Origin of the sequence: Halococcus agarilyticus (assembly GCF_000334895.1) — an archaeon.
Classification (GTDB): domain Archaea; phylum Halobacteriota; class Halobacteria; order Halobacteriales; family Halococcaceae; genus Halococcus; species Halococcus agarilyticus.
Map to the genome: position 1 here is coordinate 126,887 of NZ_BAFM01000003.1, position 19,849 is coordinate 146,735.

Here is a 19,849-nt window from a genome sequence, read left to right on the forward strand (position 1 = left end):
TTCTTACCACATACGATCGAAGTAGTACGGATTACGACAGCGATGGTGGGGAGTGGCGCGCGATCGATCCATCGGTCACCCCAGCTCGACTGCGCGGCCGATCGACATCGACGGGCGTTCGCTCCGCGCGCCGGCCGAACGGCACGCGGAACTCACGGTGCAGTACGACGACGGGAACACTCGATCGAGCCGCGTAGCTGGGGACGACGTCGAAGCTCAGAAAGCAGCGGTCGCGGGACTCGGGCGATAGTGCGACGGCGTTACGACAGTTTCTCGCGGTGGTCCTGCCAGCAGTCGGCGCAGAGCTGCCGATCGACGGACACCCGCTTGACGCCCGTCTCGTCGCCCATGAACTGGCTCGTCGAGCGCGTCTCGTCCTCGATTTCGAGGATCACCCGGTAGCGGGGACGCTCCTCGGAAACCTCCTCGCCACACATGGGACAGGCGTTCATTTTACGGATAATAGAGCGAATAGCACATAAAATTACTGCTCGCGTCAGCGACTCGACCGCGTGAATCTTTTCCCGATCGACGGAAAATCCAGTCATACATCAAAGATGATAAAATACTCTCGACCGATGCACGGTCCCCGAGACTCGATAGCGCCCCACGGATTCGACGAACGGACCAGAGAGGGTATTGGCGAGCGGTTCCAACGATCGACGATGAAGCGGCGCTCGGTCCTCAGAGCGTGTGCGGGTGGCGCGGCCGCGATCACGGCGGGCTGTCTCGACGCGGTCGGCCTCCGGACCCAGTCGGCGTGGCGCGATCCGCCCCTGGTGGACGACCGCCCCGACGGTGTCTACTACCCGGCAGTCACCGAGGGGATGGCGAAGTACGGCACGACCACCGCGGGGCCGTACACCGTCGCGCTCACCTACTCCTACCCGCATCGGTTCTGGCAGGTCACGGGGAGCCAGCTCGAAAAGACCGTGGTCGGCTCCGACGACGCGGTGCATCTGATGGCCTCGATCTGGGACGCCCGATCGAATACGGTGGTCCCGATCGATGCCGGCCTCTCGGCCGAGGTCACGACCGAGGACGGCGAACTCGTCGCCGAGGAGGTCATCTACCCGATGCTCTCCCAGCAGATGGGGTATCACAACGGTGCGAACTTCGAGCTCCCCGGCGACGGCAGCTACCGCGTGGCGATCTCGATCGGCGGCACCGCGATGGACCGGACCGGCCGGTTCGCGGAGCTGTTCGACGAACCACGCACCGCGACGTTCGCGTTCGCGTTCAGTTCGGAGGAACTCTACGACATCGAGATCCGGCGGCTGGACGAGAAAGCCGGCAGTCGCGGCGCGATCGAGCCGATGGAGATGGGACTCCCGGTCGGGCGCGCGCCACCGGTGGCGCGGTTGCCAGGCGTACCGATCGGACGGGCGACCAGCGGCGACGCGGTGTTCCCCGTGCGGGCGATCCCCGACGACTCGGGCGCGACCCGGATCGCCGCGTTCCCCCGGACGCCGTACAACCGGATCGTCCTCCCGCTGATGGCGCTCTCGGCCACCGTCGAGCGGAACGGACGGAGCGTCGGTGAGGACCCCCTCACCCGGACGCTCGATCCACAGTTCGGCTATCACTACGCGGCCCCGTTCGAGGACGTCCGGCCGGGCGATACGCTGGGGCTGTCGGTCGAAACGCCGCCGCAGGTCGCCCGCCACGACGGCTACGAGACGGCCTTTCTGGAGATGGAGCCGATGGAGCTCTCGGTTCCCGACACGATCGCGTGAGTCGCGATCGGGTCGCTCGGTGGGTGACTCCTCACGTGGCTGTGGGCAGCGAGAGCAGCCAGAGGCTCACCACCGTGTACCCGATCATCACGGCGACGAACGGGTACTGGCTCCGGATGGCCTGGAGTCGGCTCGGGAACAGCTCGTACGCGCGTGCGTGAGCGATCCAGACCGCAAGCAGGTGGCCGACGAGGACGAACGCGACGTTGAGCCCGTTCGCGAAGCCCGGCACCGCGAGCACCAGCGGGTTCGCCGGCGGCGAGAACGGACTCGCGAGGCTCTCGACGAGCATCGGGACGTTCGAGACGAACAGCCAGAAGTAGTGTGCGAGGTGATAGCCTGCCGCGATGGCGAGCAGCGGCGGTGCCATCCACGTCCCGATCTCGCGGGCACTGCGGTACGTCTCCGCGGAGTGCCGCGAACGCCGTGCCGCGACCCAGTACGCCCCCAAAAAGAGCGCGTACCCGGAGACGAACAGCCCGAACAGGACGAGCACGCGGGGAACGACGCCGGCGAGCGCGTCGACGAACGCGGTCCCGGGTCGGGTCGTGACGAATCCGCTGAAGGTGAGCTCCCAGATCAGCGCGACCGCGAAGGCGACGTCCGCGGTGTCGACGTCCTCGACCGCGGCGAGCGCCGATCCCGGGAGCGAGAACGCCAACCCGTCGTCGGTTCGCCGGAGCGGCGCGACCCGTCCGTAAAACCGGAAGGCGACCGCGAGCGGATCCCCGTGCCGAAACCAGGCGTCGGCCCCGAAGACGATCCCGCCCAAAAGCGTGTAGATGGTGTAGCCGGCGACCGCGACCGCGAGAACTCGGGGTACTGTCGCGACCGGGGCAGCCGTCTCGACGAACACCGCCGCGAGCAGCCCTGCCGTCGCGGGCCAGACGCCCCACCGCTCGGGATACGCGTGGAGCCGGTCGACGGGAACCACCTCGACGAGCGTCCGCCACGGGTTCAGTACCGGCCACGGGTTCCCGACGAGGTACGCGGCCATCGTGAGGCCGGCCCGCACGCCCGCGAAGACCACGACGACCGCGAAGCTCACCGTCGGGATCTGCGGGCCGGTGAACCCGAGGTAGATCACGAGGGCGAGGAGCACGACCCCCACGACGCGGCCGAGCCGAACAGTCCAGAGCCGGAACGAATCGCGCGTCGGAACAACGCGATGCCACGCGTGGATCGCGTGGATGAACGTCCGGTCGGTAACGACGCTCGCGAGAAGGCCGGATACCCCGACGACCGCACCGCCGGTCAGGAGGTAGAGCCACCGCGGGACGCTGACCGACTCGCGCGCCCCGCTGCTGAGACCCACGGCGGCGTTGCTGGCCGCGACGACCTCGACCACGCAGAGCGCGCCGACCGAAACGACGAGTGCGGACGCCCCGTGAATCGCGAGGCGACGGCCGAGGTTCCCGAGTCGGGCCATCTGTCCGAAGTAGCCGCCACGAGCCAATGTACCTGACGACCCCGAGCCGGTGCGTCACTCGGTCACACCAGGCCAAACGGATTTGTCGACGGCGAGCGACGCGCGTGCATGAAGGCCGTCGTGCTCGCTGCCGGCGAGGGGACGCGACTCCGGCCCCTCACGGACGAGACGCCGAAAGGTCTGCTCGACGTCGGCGGGAAGCCGATCCTGAGTCACTGTTTCGAGGCGCTGGTCGATCTCGGAATCGAGGAACTGGTCGTGGTGATCGGCTACGAGGGCGAACGAATCGTCGCGCGCTACGGCGAGTCGTTCGCGGGCGTCCCGATCACCTACACCCGCCAGCACGAGCGTGAGGGGATGGCCCACGCGCTCCTGACCGCCGAGGAACACGTCGAGGAGCCGTTCGTGGTGATGGACGGCGACGGCGTCGTGTGGTGTGATCTCCAACCGCTGGTCGACCGCCAGCGCGACCCTGGGATCGATGGGACCGTGCTCGTCGAGGAAGTTTCGGCCGAGGCGGCGCGCGAGAAGATGGTCTGCGTTCTGAGCGAGCGCGACGAGATCGTCGCGCAGGAACAGAAGCCCGAGAACCCGCACGACCCGAGCCTCGTGGCCGCGAGCGTCCAGACGGCGACGCCGGAACTGTTCGACGCGTGTCGCCGCGTCGAGCGCTCGCCGCGCGGCGAGTACGAGATGAGCGACGCCATCCGGCTCCGGATCGCCGAGGGCGCGACCCTCGCTGCCGTCCGGTGTGAGGGCTGGCTGGTCAACGTGAACACGCCCGCGGAACTCCGGCGGGCGGATCGTCTGGTGCGCGAGGAAAGGGAATAACCGGACGTGACCGTCGAGCGAGCCGGCCGACGGACTCAGTCCTCGATGGCCGCCGCGGTGAAGTCGTCGACCGGCATCACCGAGTAGTCCACGCTGAGGGTGTCTCTGGTCGCGCGGATCTTGCCGACGAACGCCGAGATGGTTTCGAGCGAGCCGTCGAGGATGAACAGCTCCATGCAGTAGTGGCTGCCGACGTGGCTGTGGAAGTTCGCCGCGACGAGGTCCTCGTGTTCGTGGCGGAGTCCCATCATCCGCTCCTCGACGCTCGTGGTCTCGTAGTCGAACAGTACTGTGACGACCGCCATGAGATCGCGGTCTTCGAGCCGCGCGTCCTCGAACTCGCCGAGGAGTTCGCGCGCGGCGTCGCGCACCACCTCGCTCCGGCCGGTGTAGCCGTGCTCGTCGCTGAACTCGTCGATCCGATCGAGGAGTTCCTCGGGCATCGAGACGCTGACGACGGTCATGTGTGAACCCACGACCGGATCGATACTAAAGGTTAGCAACGAGCCGGAGGTGAGCCCGTTCGGTTGTGAACTACTCGTCGTCGAGCGCGTGCCACGATAGTCGGGGGTTCCGGGCGGCGTCCGCCTGATCGATCCGGCGCGCCGCCGTTCGTTCCGGGGCGGTTTCGAGGGCTTCGTCGTCGTCGGCCGCGGCCCGGTCGAACGCCCGCGCGAGGTGGTCGAGTGCGGCACGGCTCTCGGCCTCGGTGGGTTCGGTCATCAGCGCCTCGTCGACGATCTCGGGCCACTTCGTGGTCGGCGGATGCACCCCGTAGTCGAGCATTCGCTTCGCGACGTCGGCCGCGTCGCGGTCGGCGCTCGCGACGAACTCGTGGTGGAACGGCTCGAAGGGGATGTCGTAGTCGATCTGGCTGGCGAGGTAGTTCGCGTTCAGCACGGCCTTCGCGCTCGTGTCCCTCAGTCCAGGATTGCCGAGCCGCGCGATGTACGCGTAAGTCTTGACGAGGACGAGCCAGTTGCCCGCGAACCCGTGGACCTTGCCGATCGAGTGCTCGGGTTCGAACCGCTCGTAGCTCGCGTCGTCGCTCGCCGCCTCCCCGTCGTCAGGTTCGTCGGCATCGGTCTCCCTGACCTGAGGCGTCGGGAGGTACGGCGCGAGTTCTTCGACCACGCCGACCGGACCCGCACCCGGGCCGCCGCCGCCGTGGGGCGTCGCGAACGTCTTGTGGACGTTGTAGTGCATCACGTCGAAGCCCATGTCTCCTGGCCGGGCACGGCCGAGGAGTGCGTTGAGGTTCGCGCCGTCGTAGTAGAGCAATCCGCCGGAATCGTGGACGATGTCGGCGATTGCCTCGATGTCGCGCTCGAACAGTCCGAGCGTGTTGGGATTGGTGAGCATCAGCGCCGCCGTGTCGTCGCTCACCGCGGCTTCGAGCGCGTCGACGTCCACCCGACCGTCGTCGGCGCTCGGGAGCGAGACCACCCCGTAACCCGCAAGCGCCGCGCTCGCGAAGTTCGTTCCATGGGCACTCTCAGGAATGATGATCTCGTTGCGGTCGTTGCCCCTTTGCTCGTGGTAGGCCTTCGCGATCAGGATGCCCGTGAACTCCCCGGCGGCCCCGGCGGGCGGCTGGAGGGTGACTGCGTCCATCCCGCCGATCCGCGCGAGGGAGTCGGCGAGTCGATGGCGGAGTTCGAGGTTGCCCTGGACGCTGTCGGTCGATCGGTCGGGGTGGGTGGCGGCTGCGGGAAGCGCCGCCACGTCCTCGGTGAACGCCGGGTTGTACTTCATCGTACAGCTCCCGAGCGGGAACGGACCGTTCTCGACGCCGTAGTTCATCTGGGACAGTCGGGTGTAGTGGCGCGCGAGCTCCGGCTCGGCGGGATCGGGGAGTTCGATTCCATCCCGTGTGAGATCGTCGGGCAGCGGCGCGTCGTCGGTCTCGACCGCTCGCGAACTCTTCTCGGCGAGCAGCGGCTCGTAGACCTCGCCGCCTTCCTCGGGGGTCTCGCGCGTCCAGCGGGCTTGATCGAACTTCATGCGACGGCCTCCACGGCCGCCACGAGATCGTCGACGCAGTCGGCGTTCGTCTCGGTGACACAGACCTGCACGAGGTGGTCGTCGATCGCGTGGATCGCGTATCCCTCGGTTTCGAGAGCGTCCTTCAGGGCCGACGCCTCGCGATCGGTCCGGGCGACGACTTCCCGGAAGTGGTGGCGGTCGTGGACCGGGGCCGTGACGCCGTCGATCGTGTCGAGCCGATCGGCGACCTCGCTCGCCCGCGTGACGCTCTCCTTCGCGAGATCGACGAGGCCATCGGGACCGAGCCACGCGACGTGCATCGCGGCCCGGAGCGCGACCCACGCCTGGTTGGTGCAGATGTTCGAGGTCGCGCGCTCGCGCCGGATGTGTTGTTCGCGGGTCTGGAGCGTGAGGGTGTACGCCCGCCGTCCCTCGCTGTCCTCGCCCGTCCCCACCAGCCGTCCGGGAACCTGGCGGAGGAACGCCTCACGAGTGGCGAACAGTCCGAGTCCCATCCCGTCGGCCGCACCGAGTCCGAGCGCGGCGTCGCCGACCACGACGTCCGCACCGACGCTCGCTGGTTCTTCGAGCAGCGAGAGCGCCACTGGATCGGAGCCGAGACAGAACAGTGCGTCGTGATCGTCGGCAAGCTCGCCGATCTCCCCGAGACGCTCTTCGATAGTGCCGCGAACAGTGGGGTTCTCGGCGTAGATCATGACGCAGTCCTCGTCGACCGTTTCGGCGAGCGCGTCGCGGTCGACGATCCCGTCGTCCATCGGATAGGAGTCGACGCCGGCGTCGGTGCCAGCGAGGTAGCTGTCGAGCACCGCACGCCGGCCGTCGTGGAGGTGTTCGGGGACCAGCACGCGGTCGCCGCTCGTCGCGCGCACCCGGACCGCGAGCGTCGCGGCCTCACCGAGCGCGGTCGCGGCGTCGTACATCGAGCAGTTCGCCACCTCCAGGCCGGTGAGTTCGACCAGCATCGACTGGTACTCGAACAACGCCTGGAGGAACCCCTGGGCGACCTCGGGCTGGTACTGGGTGTACGAGGTCAGGAACTCCGAGCGATCGGCGAGGTGATCGACCGCCGAGGGGACGTAGTGGTCGTAGTGGCCCCGACCGAGGAACTCCACGAGCTCGTGGTTCCGATCGAGCATCGTCGCGATCTCCTCGCGGATCGCACGCTCGCTTCGGGGTTCGATGTCGAAGCTCCCGTCGAACTCGATCGTCTCGGGGATGTCGAACAGGTGGTCCTCGCTCTCGACGCCGACCGCGTCCAACATCGCCGTGGTTTCGGCCGCCGTATGCGGCGCGAACGGGCTACCGCGGCCGCCGTGCGGGTGTTCGTCGCTACTCACGGAACCGCCCTCCAGTGGACTGGAACGGCATTGGCAAGGCTTGCGGGGGATGGCATATCAGACCGTCGTTTGCACGGTTTCGAACCGGAACCGTGCTCGACTGCGCTGGTTTCGCTCCGTTGGCGACGAAACCGTTCGTGGGCGTTGGACTGCCGAGCCGATCACTCGATCTGGTCGCGGTACGCGTCGGCGTCGAGGAGATCGTCGAGTTCGTCGGGATCGTCGAGATCGACTTCGAGCATCCACCCCTCGCCGTAGGGGTCGTCGTTGACGAGCTCGGGCGCGTCGAGCAGCGCGTCGTTGGTCGCCGTCACGGTGCCAGAAACCGGCGAGTAGAGATCGGAGACAGCCTTGATGGATTCGACCACGCCGAACTCCTCGTCGTGGACGATCTCGTCGCCCTCCTCGGGGAACTCCACGAAGACGATGTCGCCGAGCTCGTCCTGAGCGAAGTCGGAAATTCCCACGCGGGCCGTGCCGTCTTCCGCACGGGTCCACTCGTGACTCTCGAGGAACCGCAACTCGTCGGGGATCTCGAAGCTCATCGTTCGAGGAATGGGAGCGCCCGGGTACGTGCCTCTTTCGGCTCCCCCCGCACCCTGACCGCGATCGTGGTTCCCGGCTCCGCGTACTCGGTTGGAACGTAGCCCATCCCGAGCGGGGTCGAGAGGGTGGGACTCATCGTTCCGCTCGTGACCGTGCCGATGGTCGTCCCCTTGGAATCGGTGATCTCGTAGCCGTGGCGGGGCACGCCACGGGTTTCGAGTTCGAACCCGACGAAGCGCTCGTCGGGGCCCGCCTCCGCGACGTGGGCGAGCGCGTCGCGGCCGACGAACTCGGTGTCGAGATCGACCGCGAAGCCGACGTCGGCCTCGAAGGGGTTCCGAGGGTTCTCCTCGTGGTGGAAGTCCTGGCCCGAAAGCAGGAAGCCCGCCTCGATTCGGAGGGTGTCGCGTGCGCCGAGCCCACATGGTTGACAGTCGAAGGCGTCCCAGACTGCTTCGGCCTCGCCCCACGGGACGATCAGTTCGAGGCCGTCCTCGCCGGTATATCCTGTTCGCGCCGCCAGGCAGTCCGAATCGGCGACGGTGGCGTCGGTCGCCGCAAACCGCCCCAGATCGGCGAGCGGTTCGCCCGCGTCGTCGGCCGCGCTTGCGACGAGGCCGACCGCGTCGGAGCCCTGGATCGCGAACATCGCGTACGCTTCGGTGCGGTTTTCGACCGTCGCATCGAGCCCCCACTCGTCGCGGTGGGTCGCCCACCGCTCGGCCATCTCCTCGTCGTGGCCCGCGTTCGGGACGAACAGGAAGTCGGCGTCGTGGGTCTCGGGGAGTCGGTAGATCACCGTGTCGTCGAGGATCGTGCCCTCGGTGTCGGTGATCATCGCGTACTGCGCACTTCCATGTGCGAGCGCGCTCACGTCGTTGGTGGTGAGACGTCCGAGGAGTTCAGCGGCGTCCGGGCCCGAGACTTCGATCTCTCCCATGTGCGAGACGTCGAACTTGCCGACTGACTCGCGGACGCTCTCGTGCTCCGTTCGAATCGAATCGAACTCGACGGGCATTTCCCAGCCGCCGAACTCGGTAGTCTTCGCGCCGTGAGCGTCGTGGATCGTGGCCAGCGGCGGTTTGCGAAGTTCCATACCGGTGTCTCGTCCCCCGCAGCCTAATGGTTTGGTAGTATCGAACGAGAGCCGTATCCCGCAACACCCCGGTCGAGATCGTCTCGAACGCCGGACGGCTCACGGGTCGTGCGGTGATCCTGCGGTGACGACGGAGTGGTGGTGGCCCGTTGCTGTGTGGTTGGTACGGTTGGCGCGCGCTGCGTCGAGCGGGACGGCTTCTTCGCGCGGCGATTTCCGAACGCCCGTGAGCAGACGCCGTTCATCGGCGCGCGACACCGTGCGAGGGATGACTGAGCGGAGTGAGCGAAGCGAGCGACGCGAAGGAATCGGGCTGGGGAGGCTCGTGGCTTGCGGTTCTCATCTGCATCGGCATCGCAGCGGTTTCGTCGATAGCGATAGCGACCGACGTGACAGTAACCACGACAGCGACCGCAAACGGCTCGAAAGCCCCGAGGCGCTCGACGGATGGCTCGCTACTCGCCGGCGAGTCGACGTACCACGACGATCGCGAGGCCCGCGAACGCCGCGACCACGCCGAAGCCAGCCCCTTCGCCGGCGCTCGTCCCTTCGCCGGCGCGCGATTCGATTTCGGTCCCCGCTCCGGCCCCAGCCGTTTCGGTCAGGGTCGTCCGCCCTTCGTCGACGGTTTTCGTCGCCGCCCCCGTCGTTCGGTTCCCGACCGTGGCTCCGTCGGTGCCGGTGGTCCCGTTCGTGCTCGTGGAGTCGTTTGCGGCTCCCGTCGATTCCGGCGATCCGCGCGACGGGACGATCCGATGGACCGCACCGCCGAGATCGCCGCCGGCCGTCAGCGCGTAGAGTTCGCCGTCGTCGTCCCGACCGACGTCGAGCAAGTATCCCCCGAGTTCGCCGTCCTCGGCCCCCGCGATCGTGAGCTTCTCGAACTGCCACAGCCCCTCCTCGGCGGGCGTCGCCGCGAACAGCGATCCCTGGGGACTGCCGTCCTGGCTGTAGTCGCCGAAGACGAACCTGCCGCCGAGCGCGTCGATCGTGCCGTCGTAGACGTACCCCCCGATGACCGAGATGCCGATGGATTCGCCGTCGCGGGAGTGGGGGTACTCGATCACGGGATCGCGGAGCGGTTCGCCGTCGCGGACGTCCGAGGGCGTCGAATCGGGACACTCGTCGGCCTCGTCGCCCGTACTGAAACAGTGCGTGCCCTCCTTCACGTTCCAGCCGTAGTTGCCGCCCTTCACGACCCGATCGACCTCCTCGTAGCGGTTCTGGCCGACGTCGCCGACGTAGAGCTCACCGTTCGAGAAGCCCATCCGCCACGGGTTGCGAAACCCCCACGCGAACTGCTCGTCGAGGCCGGCTTCGCCCACCAGCGGGTTGTCGTCCGGAATGTCGTAGGGTCTGTCCTCCCCTTCGCTGTCGACGTCGATCCGGAGGACGCTCCCGAGCAGGTTTTCGGTCACGTCCTGACCGTTGCCGCCCTCGTTTTCGTCATACCAGTCTTCGGCGTGGCCGGTCCCGACATCGTTGGCCCGGCCGCCGTCGCCGAACGGGACGTAGAGGTAGCCGTCCGGACCGAACCCGAGCGCGCCCGCGTTGTGGTTGCTCTGGGGCTGGGGGACTTCGAGGAGTCGGCGCTCGGTGTCGGGTCGCCCGACAGTTCGGTCGTCGTTCGCGCGGAACTCGGCGAGCACCGCCGTATGGGAGTAGCTGTCGGGCGTCTCGTCGGTCGACGGCGCGCTGTAGCGCAGGAAGAACCGGCCGTTCGATCCGAACTCGGGATGGAAGGCAAGCCCGAGCAGGCCCTGTTCGCCCTCGACGGGCGTCATCCGATCGCTCACGTCGACGAACGACTCCTCGCGCCGGCCGTCCGCGTCGACGACGTACACTTGGCCGGGCCGATCGACCACGAACCGACGGTCGTCGCCCGAGGGGGTCGCGAAGTCGACCGGCTGCTCGAACCCCTCGGCGACGGTGTCGAGCCCGACGGTCGGCCCCTCCGGAACGGGGCCACCGTCCTGTGCGACCGCGCTCCCGCTCGCGATGGGCCCACCACCGCCAGCCAGACCGACGACTGCACCGACTGCACCGGCCACGGTCGTTCGGAGCAGTCGGCGACGGGACACCGCCGAACGGTTTCTCTCGGCGTCGTCGCCCTTCCCCGCTGCTGTCGTGTGGTTCACTACCGACATCGAGTGGCCGTTCGACCAAAGGCCTGACGCCACGGGAAATCGACCGAGAGTCCCCGAACCCGTTCTACCGCCCGACGAGGCGGCGTGCGGCGACGCCCGCGAGGCCGGCGAGGGCTGCGAGGACGCCGAACCCGGGCCCCTCGGCGTCGCTCGTTTCGTTCGCGCCCGTTCCGGTCGCGCTCACCGATGTCGGTTCGCCTCCTGACGTCGTGGTCGTTTCCGTCCCCCTGGTTTCGGTAGCGGCCGCCGTGGTCGTTTTCGGTCCTGCGGCGGTCGGTTCGGCCGTCGCCCGCCCCATAGTCGTCGCTTCGACTGTCCCGGTTGCGGTCGCACGCGCCGTCGTCCCCTCTGTGCCGGTCGCCCCGTCGGTCTTCGTCGCTGCCGTCTCGGTGGTTCCCGGATCGGTCATTGCAGACGTCTCGGTTCGCGTCTGGGTCGTCCCCGTGGCCGTCGCCTGGTCCAGCTCCCCGGAAACGAGCCTGTGGACCGCCCCACCGAGGTCGCCGGCGGAGGTCAGCGCGTAGAGTTCGCCGGCGTCGTCCCGACCGATGTCGATCAGGTACCCGCCGAGCTCGCCGTCCTCGGCCCCCGCGATCGTGAGCTTCTCGAACTGCCACAGCCCCTCCTCGGCGGGCGTCGCCGCGAACAGCGATCCCTGGGGACTGCCGTCCTGGCTGTAGTCGCCGAAGACGTACGTGCCGTCGAGTGCGTCGACCGATCCCTCGTGAACGTACCCCCCGATGACGGAGAGTCCGATCGGCTCGCCGTCACGGGAGTGGGGGTACTCGATCACGGGATCGCGGAGCGGTTCGCCGTCGCGGACCGCCTGCGGTGTCGAATCGGGACACTCGGCGGGGATCTCGCTCGGGTTCGCGGTGCTGTAGCAGTGCGTGCCCTCCTTCACGTTCCAGCCGTAGTTGCCGCCCTTCACGACCCGGTCGACCTCCTCGAACCGGCTCTGGCCGACGTCGGCGACGTAGAGTTCGCCATCGGAGAACCCCATCCGCCACGGGTTGCGAAACCCCCACGCGAACTGCTCGTCGAGGCCGGCTTCGCCCACCAGCGGGTTGTCCTCGGGGATCCCGTAGGGTTTCTCCTCTCCTTCGCGATCGACGTCGATTCTGAGGATCGAGCCGAGGAGGTTCTCGCCGACGTCCTGCCCGTTGCCGCCCGTGTTCTCCTCGTACCAGTCCGCGGCGTGACCGAGGCCGGTGTCCCGTGACCCGCCGCCGTCGCCGTACGAGGCGTAGAGATAGCCCTCGGGCCCGAACGCGAGCGCGCCGCCGTTGTGATACTTCGTGGGTTCGTCGACCGCCAGCAAGGGTCGCTCGGAGCCGTCGACCACGCCGCTCGCGTCCTCGGTCGCGCGGAACTCCGAGAGGAGTTCGGTGTGTGAGAACCCATCGGGGGCGTCCTCGGCCAGCGGGGCGCTGTAGCGCAGGAAGAAGCGCCGGTTCTCGTCGAACGCGGGGTGGAAGGCGATCCCGAGCAGCCCGCGCTCGCCGGTGCGCTCGGCGAGGCGATCGGCGATATCGAGGAACGGCTCCCCGCGCCCGCCGCCCGATGCGACGGTGTACACCTGGCCGGGCAGGTCGACCACGAACCGACGGCCGTCGCCTGGCGCGCTCGCGAAGTCGGTCGGCACCTGGAACCCGTCGGCGACGGTGTCGAGCCCGACGGTCGGCCCCTGCGGCACGGGACTCTCCTCGGTATCGGACGTCTCGGTCGTAGTCTCGGTTTCGATCCCCGATCCGTCGCCGAAGGAGATCGCTCCGCGCATCGTGCCGCTGTGGGGCTCGCAGACGTACTCGGTCACCTCCTCGCTCGCGGTGAATTCGAGGGCCTGGGTCTCGCTCTCCTCGCTCATCACCGCGGTGCGTTCGAGGACGCTCCCCTCGGAATCGAGCAGCGCGAAGTTGTGGCCCATCCCGTCGATGTTCTCCCAGACGACGCGGTAGGTGGTGCCGGCTTCGAGGCTCAGGGTAGGGTTCGTCTCGCCGGCGATCGACTCGGGCGCACGCCCCTGCCAGCCGGCGATCTCGCCGCCGAGTCGGATGATCTCAGGCGACTGGGCCGCAGCGCTGCCGACGCCGCCGACGCCAGCGAGCGCGCCGGCCGCGGTCGCCCCGAGGAACCGGCGGCGGGACGTCTGGAACTCTTCTCGTGTGCGTGGATCACCTGTCATCGTATTCGCCGAGCCGTTGGATGAAGAAAACCAACGGCTGCCCGAGTAAAGCCCTGACGGACTCGGCCGGCGCAACCGCCGGACATCGCCGAGTGCGCTGTGCCCGTCACTCCGTCGATGTCCGCGTTCCCGTGCCGTACCGACTCGCCAGCTGGACCCGATCGCTGCGCCCGCCGTCCCAGTAGAGCCGCACCACCTGGCTGCGGGAGGCCTCGACCGCGACGGCCTCGCCCGCGCGGACCTCACGACTCCACGGGGGGTGACGGCTGTACCCGTCGACGGTCACGACGAGCGCTGCCCCGTCGACGGCCTCCCCGGCGTCGTGCGTGATCCGGACGTGCGTCTCGTTTGCTTGGTGGAACGACCACTCGGCGTCCGGGGGATCGACCCGGTTCGCCGGGACGTTCACCGCGATGACGACGCCGACGACGATCACCACCACGAGTGCGACGACGAGCGCTGCCCCGATGACGTTCAGCAGCCGATCGCCGTCGTCAGCCATGTATTCTCACGGTTCTCCGTGGCGTGCGTTCGATAGCCGAGAGGGAAAACTGGACACTAATTGACGCCGCGTAGGGACCGCAATGGCAAAAAGGGCCTTGCTGGTAGGTTCGGCTGGTCATAGACTTGTTGGAGCCTATCTTATATCAGAAAAATATACTTCATTTGCCGAGTAAATCAGAATCATCGTCCGGTTCGATCTCGCCCTGCCACCCTCGGGCAGCTCTAATGACTGCAGCTTTTCGATCCGTGATATTGAGAACTCTACTTTCGAGACTCTCGGTATAACCGACGAGCTCAGCTTCGGTTTCGATAAGATAGTATCCATTACTGCCAGAGGCGATCGGTAGCCCCTCCTCAAAAATCAACTCACGGACGATGGATCGCGTGTTGGGGAATGAGCCGATGTCATCGACTTCGATGTCGTCGTTGATCTGTCGCGATGAGATCGGGTTCGCTGCTCCTTGGTGATTGAGAATAAGATTCCGGACTTCCGCTTTCACTTCATCATCTGATGCCATACCACAGCACAGTCTGGCGAGCTTAAAAATCTAGGATCTAGTTAACATAACTGTCTCAAAGATCGATTTTGCTCCCGTGGTAGACCGATTCCAACTCGTTGCGGAGTAGATGAGCAAGATAATCGTTGTTGGCGTCTTCAGCACGCTGGATCGCTTCGACGAGTGCCTTATCCAGTTCGGCTGTCTCTGCATCTTCGTAGGTGCGCTTGTCTGGTAGGTTGGCGGCAATCTTGCGATTAGTGGTAGCTTCCTGGGTTGTGGCCATGCGCCTCGTATTGGCTTCCTCCTATCTAGACTTTTCGGTAGCTGTTAGCCAGCCATGAAGTAGGGTCCGGTAGCGTTTTGAGCGCCCTGATCCTCGATTCGGGCATGACCGACGCCGCGCCGATCACCGGACGTATCGACGATCCCGAAACTGCCCGCGAGTCGGGCCGCCAGAAGATCGACTGGGCGCGCGAGCATATGCCGATCATGCGTGCGCTCCGTGAGGAGTTCGAGGCCGACCAGCCCCTCGCGGGCGAACGGATCGGGATGGCGATGCACGTCGAGGCCACGACCGCCGTGCTGACCGAGACGCTCGCCGCCGCCGGCGCGGAGATCGCCATTACCGGCTGCAACCCGCTCTCGACCCACGACGACGTGAGTAGGGCGCTCGACGCCCACGACGCGATCACCTCCTACGCCGAGCGTGGCGTCGACGACGAGGCGTACTACGCTGCGATCGAGGCCGTGATCGGCCACGAGCCCACTATCACTGTGGACGACGGGATGGACATGGTCGCTGCGATCCACGACGACTACCCCGAACTGATCGACTCGATCCTCGGGGGTTGCGAGGAGACGACGACGGGCGTCCACCGACTGCGCGCGATGGACGACGACGGCGCGCTCCGCTATCCGGTGTTCGCGGTGAACGACACGCCGATGAAGCGGCTGTTCGACAACGTCCACGGCACCGGCGAGTCCGCGCTCGCCACGATCGCGATGACGACGAATCTCTCCTTTGCGGGGAAGACCGTCGTGGTCGCGGGCTACGGCTATTGTGGACAGGGCGTCGCGAAGAAGGCAGCCGGCCAGAACGCCCGGGTCGTCGTTTGCGAGGTCGATCCGCGGCGCGCCCTGGAGGCCCACATGGAGGGGTACGAGGTCCTCCCGATGGCCGAGGCCGCCGCCGAGGGCGACGTGTTCGTCACCACGACCGGCAACCGCGACGTCATCACCGCCGAGCACTTCGAGCGGATGGGCGACGGCGCGCTGCTCGCGAACGCGGGCCACTTCGACGTCGAGATCGACCTCGACGGCCTCTCGGATCTCGCGGCGAGCACCCGCGAGGTGCGGCCTGGGGTGCAGGAGTACGAACTCGACGACGGCACCCGGCTGAACGTGCTCGCCGAGGGTCGACTCGTGAATCTCGCTGCGCCGGTCGCGCTCGGCCACCCGGTCGAGGTGATGGATCAGAGCTTTGGCGTGCAGGCAGTCTGTGTCCGCGAGCTCAGCAGGCAGGAGTACGAGCCGGGCGTTCACGACGTGCCCGACGACCTCGATCGCGAGGTCGCCGAGATCAAACTCGACGCCGAGGGGCTCGCGATCGACGATCTCTCCGACGAACAGACGGAGTACATGGGCAGTTGGGATCACGGAACGTGAGCAACGCCAAGGGCGACCGTCGGGAGCGCGAACTCGTCAACGAACTCGACGAGGCGGGGTTCGCGGTGATGCGCGCGCCGGCGAGCGGCAGCGCGACCGACCGCGAACTCCCCGACGTGCTCGCCGGTGACGACGGCGATTTCTACGCGATCGAGGCGAAATCCTCCGCCGGCGACCCGATCTATCTCACCGGCGAGGAGGTCGAGGCGCTGGTCTACTTCGCGCGGAACTTCGGCGCGAAACCCCGTATTGGAGTGCGGTTCGACCGCGAGGCGTGGTATTTCTTTCACCCCGGCGATCTCCACGTCACCGACGGCGGCAACTACCGCGTCAAGAAGGAGACCGCGCTCGGGGAGGGCACCGACCTCGACGAACTCACCGGTCAGTCGGCGCGCACGCAGTTGGACCAGTACGACGCCTGAGCCGCGGTTCGACGGTCGTCATGCGAGCGTCTGACGTAGATTTAAGTCCCGGCCGATCGTGGCCAAATTCGGGCGCGCCGACGGCCTCGAATCCCCCATCCTCCCACTCGCGCGCCCCGCAAACGGTTCCCGCTGCGACGCCCTCCCCCTCCTCGTGCTCTTTCGACGCTCCTGCCGATCGACCGTCAGGCCTCGCCCGTGTCCCCACGGAGCCGGTCGCGAACGACGGTCACGGCGTCCGGCTCGGCGACCACTGCGAGCTGGTCGCCGGCCTCGATCGCGGTGCGCGGCAGCGGGATCTCCATCGCTTCGCCCGCCCGGCCGTGGGCGTAGATCCGCGCCGCCTCGGGGACGTCGAGGCTGACGACGCGCTCGCCGATCGCCGGCGACCCCTCGGGAACGGTGAGGGTGGTCGCCGCGAGCTTCTCGGTGATGTCGGCGAGAACGTTGAAGTCACCCCCGAGGAGTGCGGTCTTCGCGCCCGCGGCCCCCAGCTGCTCGGGGTAGACGATCTCGTCGACGCCCTCGCTGTACTGCTGGTAGACGTCCTCGCTGAACTCCTCGCTGATCCGCAACACCGTGCGACAGCCGTGATCGTTCGCAGTCGTACACACCGCGAAGTTGGTCTCGGGATCGCCCGTGAGCCCCGCGACCGCGTCGGCGGTGTCGAGATCGGCCTCGGCGAGTACCTCGTCCGCCGCGCCGTCGCCCTCGATGACCGCGAAGCCGGTTTCGCGAGCGCGCTCGACCTTCGCCGGATCGTCGTCGATCACGAGCACGCTATGCCCCTCTTCGGCGAGGATCTGTGCGGTCCGGATGCCGACGCGACCGTAGCCGACGATCACACATCTCATGCGGCCCGGTACGCCACCGGGGATTAAAAACACCAACCCCCTCGACGTTCACTCGCATCGATCGCCGTCGCACGGAACGCCGCTATCCCTCGAATTTTTGCCGACGCCGATCGTCACCGCCACATGGAGATCGAACCGTTCGCGCTCGAACGCTGGTTCGACGAGCACGAACACGACGCCGACATCATGCTCGCCGAGAGCGGCATCCGAAGCCTCGACGCCTCGCGCTTCGATACCGATCCCGGCGAACTCGGCTACGTGATCCCGACCGATGGCGACCCCGATTTCCGGGCGCGGGTCGCCGAGCGCTACGACCGCTCGGCCGACGACCTCCTCTTCACCTGTGGCACGCAGGAGGCCAATCTTCTCACTGTGCTCGCGACTCTCGACCCCGGCGATCACGCGGTGGTCGTGACCCCGACCTACCAGTCACTCCACGCGCTCCCCGCAGCGATCGCGGACGTCACCCGTGTCGAGCTCGCACCGCCTGACTGGCGACTCGATGTCGAGCGGGTCGCCGACGCGATCAAGCCAGACACCAGGCTCGTCGTGGTGAACAACCCGAACAACCCCACTGGACGGTATCACTCCTGGGATCGGGTGACGGCGCTCTACGATCTCGCGGCCGACAACGACGCCTACCTGCTCTGTGACGAGGTGTACCGCCTGCTCGCCGACGATCCCCTCCCGCCCGTGGCGAGCCTCGGCGAGTGGGGGATCTCCACGACGAGCCTCACGAAGGCCTACGGCCTCGCCGGGCTGCGCTTCGGCTGGCTGTGTGGCCCGCCCGAGATCGCCGCCGCGGCGCGGCGCTGGAAGGACTACACCACGATCTCGCCCTCGATCTTCGGCCAGCACGTCGCGCGCCAGGCGCTCGGCCGGGAAGAGACGATCCTCGACGAGAACCGCGCGCACGCCCGCCGGAACCACGAGATCGTCCGCGAGTTCGTCGACGAGCACGGGCTCGACTGGCACGATCCGGTGGGAGTGAACGGTTTTCCGACGATCCCGGACGGGTTCGCGGACGCCCGCGAGTTCTGCCGGACGGTGGTCGACGAGGAGAGCGTGGTGCTCGCGCCGGGCGACGTCTTCGGGTTCGACGACCGGTTCCGGATCGGGTTCGGGCTCCCGGCCGACGAGCTCGACGAGGGCCTCGAACGGGTCGGTCGGATGATCGAAGCACGAACGACCGAGTGAGGCGAGGGCAGCAGGGTCGCTTCCAAACCGTTTATACTGCCGGGTTAGCAATCACGGGCATGGCCAGAGAGCAGACGCAGGTTCGCGATCTCGGCGAAGGGAGCTACGTGATGATCGACGACGCGCCGTGCCGGATCACGGCGTACAGCACGGCGAAGCCGGGCAAGCACGGCAGCGCGAAGGCCCGCGTCGAGGGCAAGGGCGTCTTCGACGAGAACAAGCGCAACTTCACCCAACCCGTCGACGCGAAGGTCTGGGTGCCGATCATCCAGCGCAAGCAGGGCCAGGTCGTGAGCGTCGAGAGCGACGACGTCGCCCAGGTGATGGCGCTCGACACCTACGAGACGTTCACCATCACGAGCGGCGATTCCGACCTCGCGCCCGACGACGAGATCGAGTACCTCGAGATGGACGAGCAGCGCAAGATCGTCTGAGGTGTTCCCCGACGCGAGCGCCGAGCGCGACGACGCCGACTACGTGCTTTGCGGCGCGCCGCTCGACCGCTCGACCACGTTCCAGCCGGGCGCGCGCTTCGGTCCCCGGCGGGTGCGTCAGTTCGCGGAAACCTTCGACGACTACGACCGCCGAACCGGTCGGCGCTTCTCCGAACTCGGGGTCCACGACGCGGGCGATCTCGACGCGTTCGAGGACGTCACGGAGTACCTCGACTTCCTCGCCGGCACCCTGTCGGACGCCGACGACGACGGGGCCGTGCCGATCCTCGTCGGCGGGGAACACACCGTGAGCGCCGCGGGCGTGCGCGCGACCGAGCCCGACGTGTTCGTCTGTCTCGACGCCCATCTCGACCTCAGAGAATCGTACGCGGGCGACGAGTACAGCCACGCCACCGTCACGCGCCACGTGCTCGACGTCGCCGATCGAGCCGTCGTCCTCGGCGCGCGCGCCGGCAGCGAGGCAGAGTGGGAGCGTGCCGACGCGGACGACGTTACAGTAGTGCCGCCCGAAGACGTCGCTGGCTGGAGTCCCGACTTCGACGACGCAACCGAGGTCTACTGCAGCCTCGACATCGACGCCGCCGATCCCGGGTTCGCACCGGGGACCGGCACGATGGAGCCGTTCGGCCTCGCACCCCGCGAACTCCAGTCGGTCGTCCGATCGGTCGCTCCCCACGCATCGGGGTTCGATCTCGTCGAGGTCAACGACCGCGACGACGGCCAGGCCGCCGCGCTCGGGGCGAAACTCCTCCGGGAGTTCGTCTACAGCCACGCCGACGCGCGGCTCGCCGACTGAGGCCGGCAAAAACGGTCGCCGGATCGGTTATTTTCGTCGCTCTTTCGAGGAGTCACTGCTGCGGCCGACGAGGCCGCGTGCTTTGCGCTTGATGCGTCGCTGGGTCTTGCGCGGCAGTCGCCGCCACGCTCTGAGTGCTTTC

20 protein-coding genes are annotated in these 19,849 nt (G+C 67.4%); 7 read left to right on the top strand and 13 right to left on the bottom strand.

Going from position 1 to position 19,849, the window contains the following annotated elements; all coding sequences use genetic code 11:
- Positions 1-260 precede the first annotated feature (260 nt).
- On the bottom strand, positions 261-452 hold the full coding sequence (locus tag TX76_RS03620; protein WP_049899190.1) for a hypothetical protein: 192 nt from the start codon (positions 450-452) through the stop codon (positions 261-263).
- 213 nt (positions 453-665) lie between these two features.
- Here TX76_RS03620 and TX76_RS03625 point away from each other — a divergent pair, with 213 nt between their 5' ends.
- Positions 666-1,736, top strand: coding sequence for a DUF7350 domain-containing protein (locus TX76_RS03625; protein ID WP_049899192.1), 1,071 nt, complete (start codon positions 666-668; stop codon positions 1,734-1,736).
- 31 nt (positions 1,737-1,767) lie between these two features.
- On the opposite strand, the gene TX76_RS03630 is transcribed toward TX76_RS03625, so the two are convergent.
- Entirely contained in the window at positions 1,768-3,165 is a 1,398-nt protein-coding gene (locus tag TX76_RS03630) for a hypothetical protein (protein WP_049899194.1), read from the bottom strand.
- A gap of 108 nt (positions 3,166-3,273) precedes the next feature.
- On the opposite strand from TX76_RS03630, the gene TX76_RS03635 reads away from it, so the two are divergent.
- Positions 3,274-3,996, top strand: a complete 723-nt coding sequence (locus TX76_RS03635; RefSeq protein WP_049899196.1) for a sugar phosphate nucleotidyltransferase — start codon at positions 3,274-3,276, stop codon at positions 3,994-3,996.
- Between the two features lie 35 nt (positions 3,997-4,031).
- Here TX76_RS03635 and nikR read toward each other — a convergent pair whose 3' ends face one another.
- The 10 genes from nikR to TX76_RS17460 all read right to left on the bottom strand — a co-directional run bounded on the left by nikR (position 4,032) and on the right by TX76_RS17460 (position 14,601).
- Complete coding sequence (gene nikR, locus TX76_RS03640; protein ID WP_006076785.1) at positions 4,032-4,460, bottom strand: nickel-responsive transcriptional regulator NikR; 429 nt, start codon at positions 4,458-4,460, stop codon at positions 4,032-4,034.
- 70 nt (positions 4,461-4,530) lie between these two features.
- The gene (gcvPB, locus tag TX76_RS03645; protein ID WP_049899199.1) at positions 4,531-6,000 is read right to left on the bottom strand and encodes an aminomethyl-transferring glycine dehydrogenase subunit GcvPB; all 1,470 of its coding nucleotides are present in this window, start codon (positions 5,998-6,000) and stop codon (positions 4,531-4,533) included.
- Entirely contained in the window at positions 5,997-7,355 is a 1,359-nt protein-coding gene (gene gcvPA / locus TX76_RS03650; protein ID WP_049899201.1) for an aminomethyl-transferring glycine dehydrogenase subunit GcvPA, read from the bottom strand. Before gcvPA ends, gcvPB begins: the two co-directional genes overlap by 4 nt.
- A gap of 146 nt (positions 7,356-7,501) precedes the next feature.
- The gene (gcvH, locus tag TX76_RS03655) at positions 7,502-7,885 is read right to left on the bottom strand and encodes a glycine cleavage system protein GcvH (protein WP_049899203.1); all 384 of its coding nucleotides are present in this window, start codon (positions 7,883-7,885) and stop codon (positions 7,502-7,504) included.
- Positions 7,882-8,982 (bottom strand): glycine cleavage system aminomethyltransferase GcvT, encoded by a 1,101-nt coding sequence (gene gcvT / locus TX76_RS03660; protein ID WP_049899205.1) that lies wholly within the window; start codon positions 8,980-8,982, stop codon positions 7,882-7,884. Before gcvT ends, gcvH begins: the two co-directional genes overlap by 4 nt.
- Before the next feature lie 455 nt (positions 8,983-9,437).
- Entirely contained in the window at positions 9,438-11,120 is a 1,683-nt protein-coding gene (locus TX76_RS03665; protein WP_049899207.1) for a PQQ-dependent sugar dehydrogenase, read from the bottom strand.
- A gap of 73 nt (positions 11,121-11,193) precedes the next feature.
- Complete coding sequence (locus tag TX76_RS03670) at positions 11,194-13,314, bottom strand: PQQ-dependent sugar dehydrogenase (protein ID WP_049899208.1); 2,121 nt, start codon at positions 13,312-13,314, stop codon at positions 11,194-11,196.
- Between the two features lie 106 nt (positions 13,315-13,420).
- Positions 13,421-13,816 (bottom strand): type IV pilin, encoded by a 396-nt coding sequence (locus TX76_RS03675; RefSeq protein ID WP_049899210.1) that lies wholly within the window; start codon positions 13,814-13,816, stop codon positions 13,421-13,423.
- 160 nt (positions 13,817-13,976) lie between these two features.
- Positions 13,977-14,336, bottom strand: coding sequence for a hypothetical protein (locus tag TX76_RS03680; RefSeq protein ID WP_049899211.1), 360 nt, complete (start codon positions 14,334-14,336; stop codon positions 13,977-13,979).
- Between the two features lie 55 nt (positions 14,337-14,391).
- On the bottom strand, positions 14,392-14,601 hold the full coding sequence (locus TX76_RS17460; RefSeq protein ID WP_154018989.1) for a hypothetical protein: 210 nt from the start codon (positions 14,599-14,601) through the stop codon (positions 14,392-14,394).
- Between the two features lie 104 nt (positions 14,602-14,705).
- Between TX76_RS17460 and TX76_RS03685 the strand changes: the two genes are divergently transcribed.
- On the top strand, positions 14,706-15,983 hold the full coding sequence (locus TX76_RS03685; protein WP_049899214.1) for an adenosylhomocysteinase: 1,278 nt from the start codon (positions 14,706-14,708) through the stop codon (positions 15,981-15,983).
- Positions 15,980-16,405, top strand: coding sequence for a Holliday junction resolvase Hjc (hjc, locus tag TX76_RS03690; RefSeq protein WP_049899216.1), 426 nt, complete (start codon positions 15,980-15,982; stop codon positions 16,403-16,405). The genes TX76_RS03685 and hjc overlap by 4 nt, the downstream gene beginning before the upstream one ends.
- Positions 16,406-16,590: 185 nt before the next feature.
- Here hjc and TX76_RS03695 read toward each other — a convergent pair whose 3' ends face one another.
- A complete protein-coding gene (locus TX76_RS03695) occupies positions 16,591-17,259 on the bottom strand; it encodes a potassium channel family protein (protein WP_049899219.1) in 669 nt (222 codons plus the stop codon).
- Between the two features lie 123 nt (positions 17,260-17,382).
- Here TX76_RS03695 and TX76_RS03700 point away from each other — a divergent pair, with 123 nt between their 5' ends.
- From TX76_RS03700 to TX76_RS03710, 3 genes are read left to right on the top strand one after another with little or no spacing between them, the layout of a single operon-like run.
- Entirely contained in the window at positions 17,383-18,456 is a 1,074-nt protein-coding gene (locus TX76_RS03700; RefSeq protein ID WP_049899221.1) for an aminotransferase class I/II-fold pyridoxal phosphate-dependent enzyme, read from the top strand.
- 59 nt (positions 18,457-18,515) lie between these two features.
- Positions 18,516-18,890 (top strand): translation initiation factor IF-5A, encoded by a 375-nt coding sequence (locus TX76_RS03705; protein WP_049899223.1) that lies wholly within the window; start codon positions 18,516-18,518, stop codon positions 18,888-18,890.
- A gap of 1 nt (position 18,891) precedes the next feature.
- Entirely contained in the window at positions 18,892-19,707 is an 816-nt protein-coding gene (locus TX76_RS03710) for an arginase family protein (protein ID WP_049899225.1), read from the top strand.
- Positions 19,708-19,849: the final 142 nt, after the last annotated feature.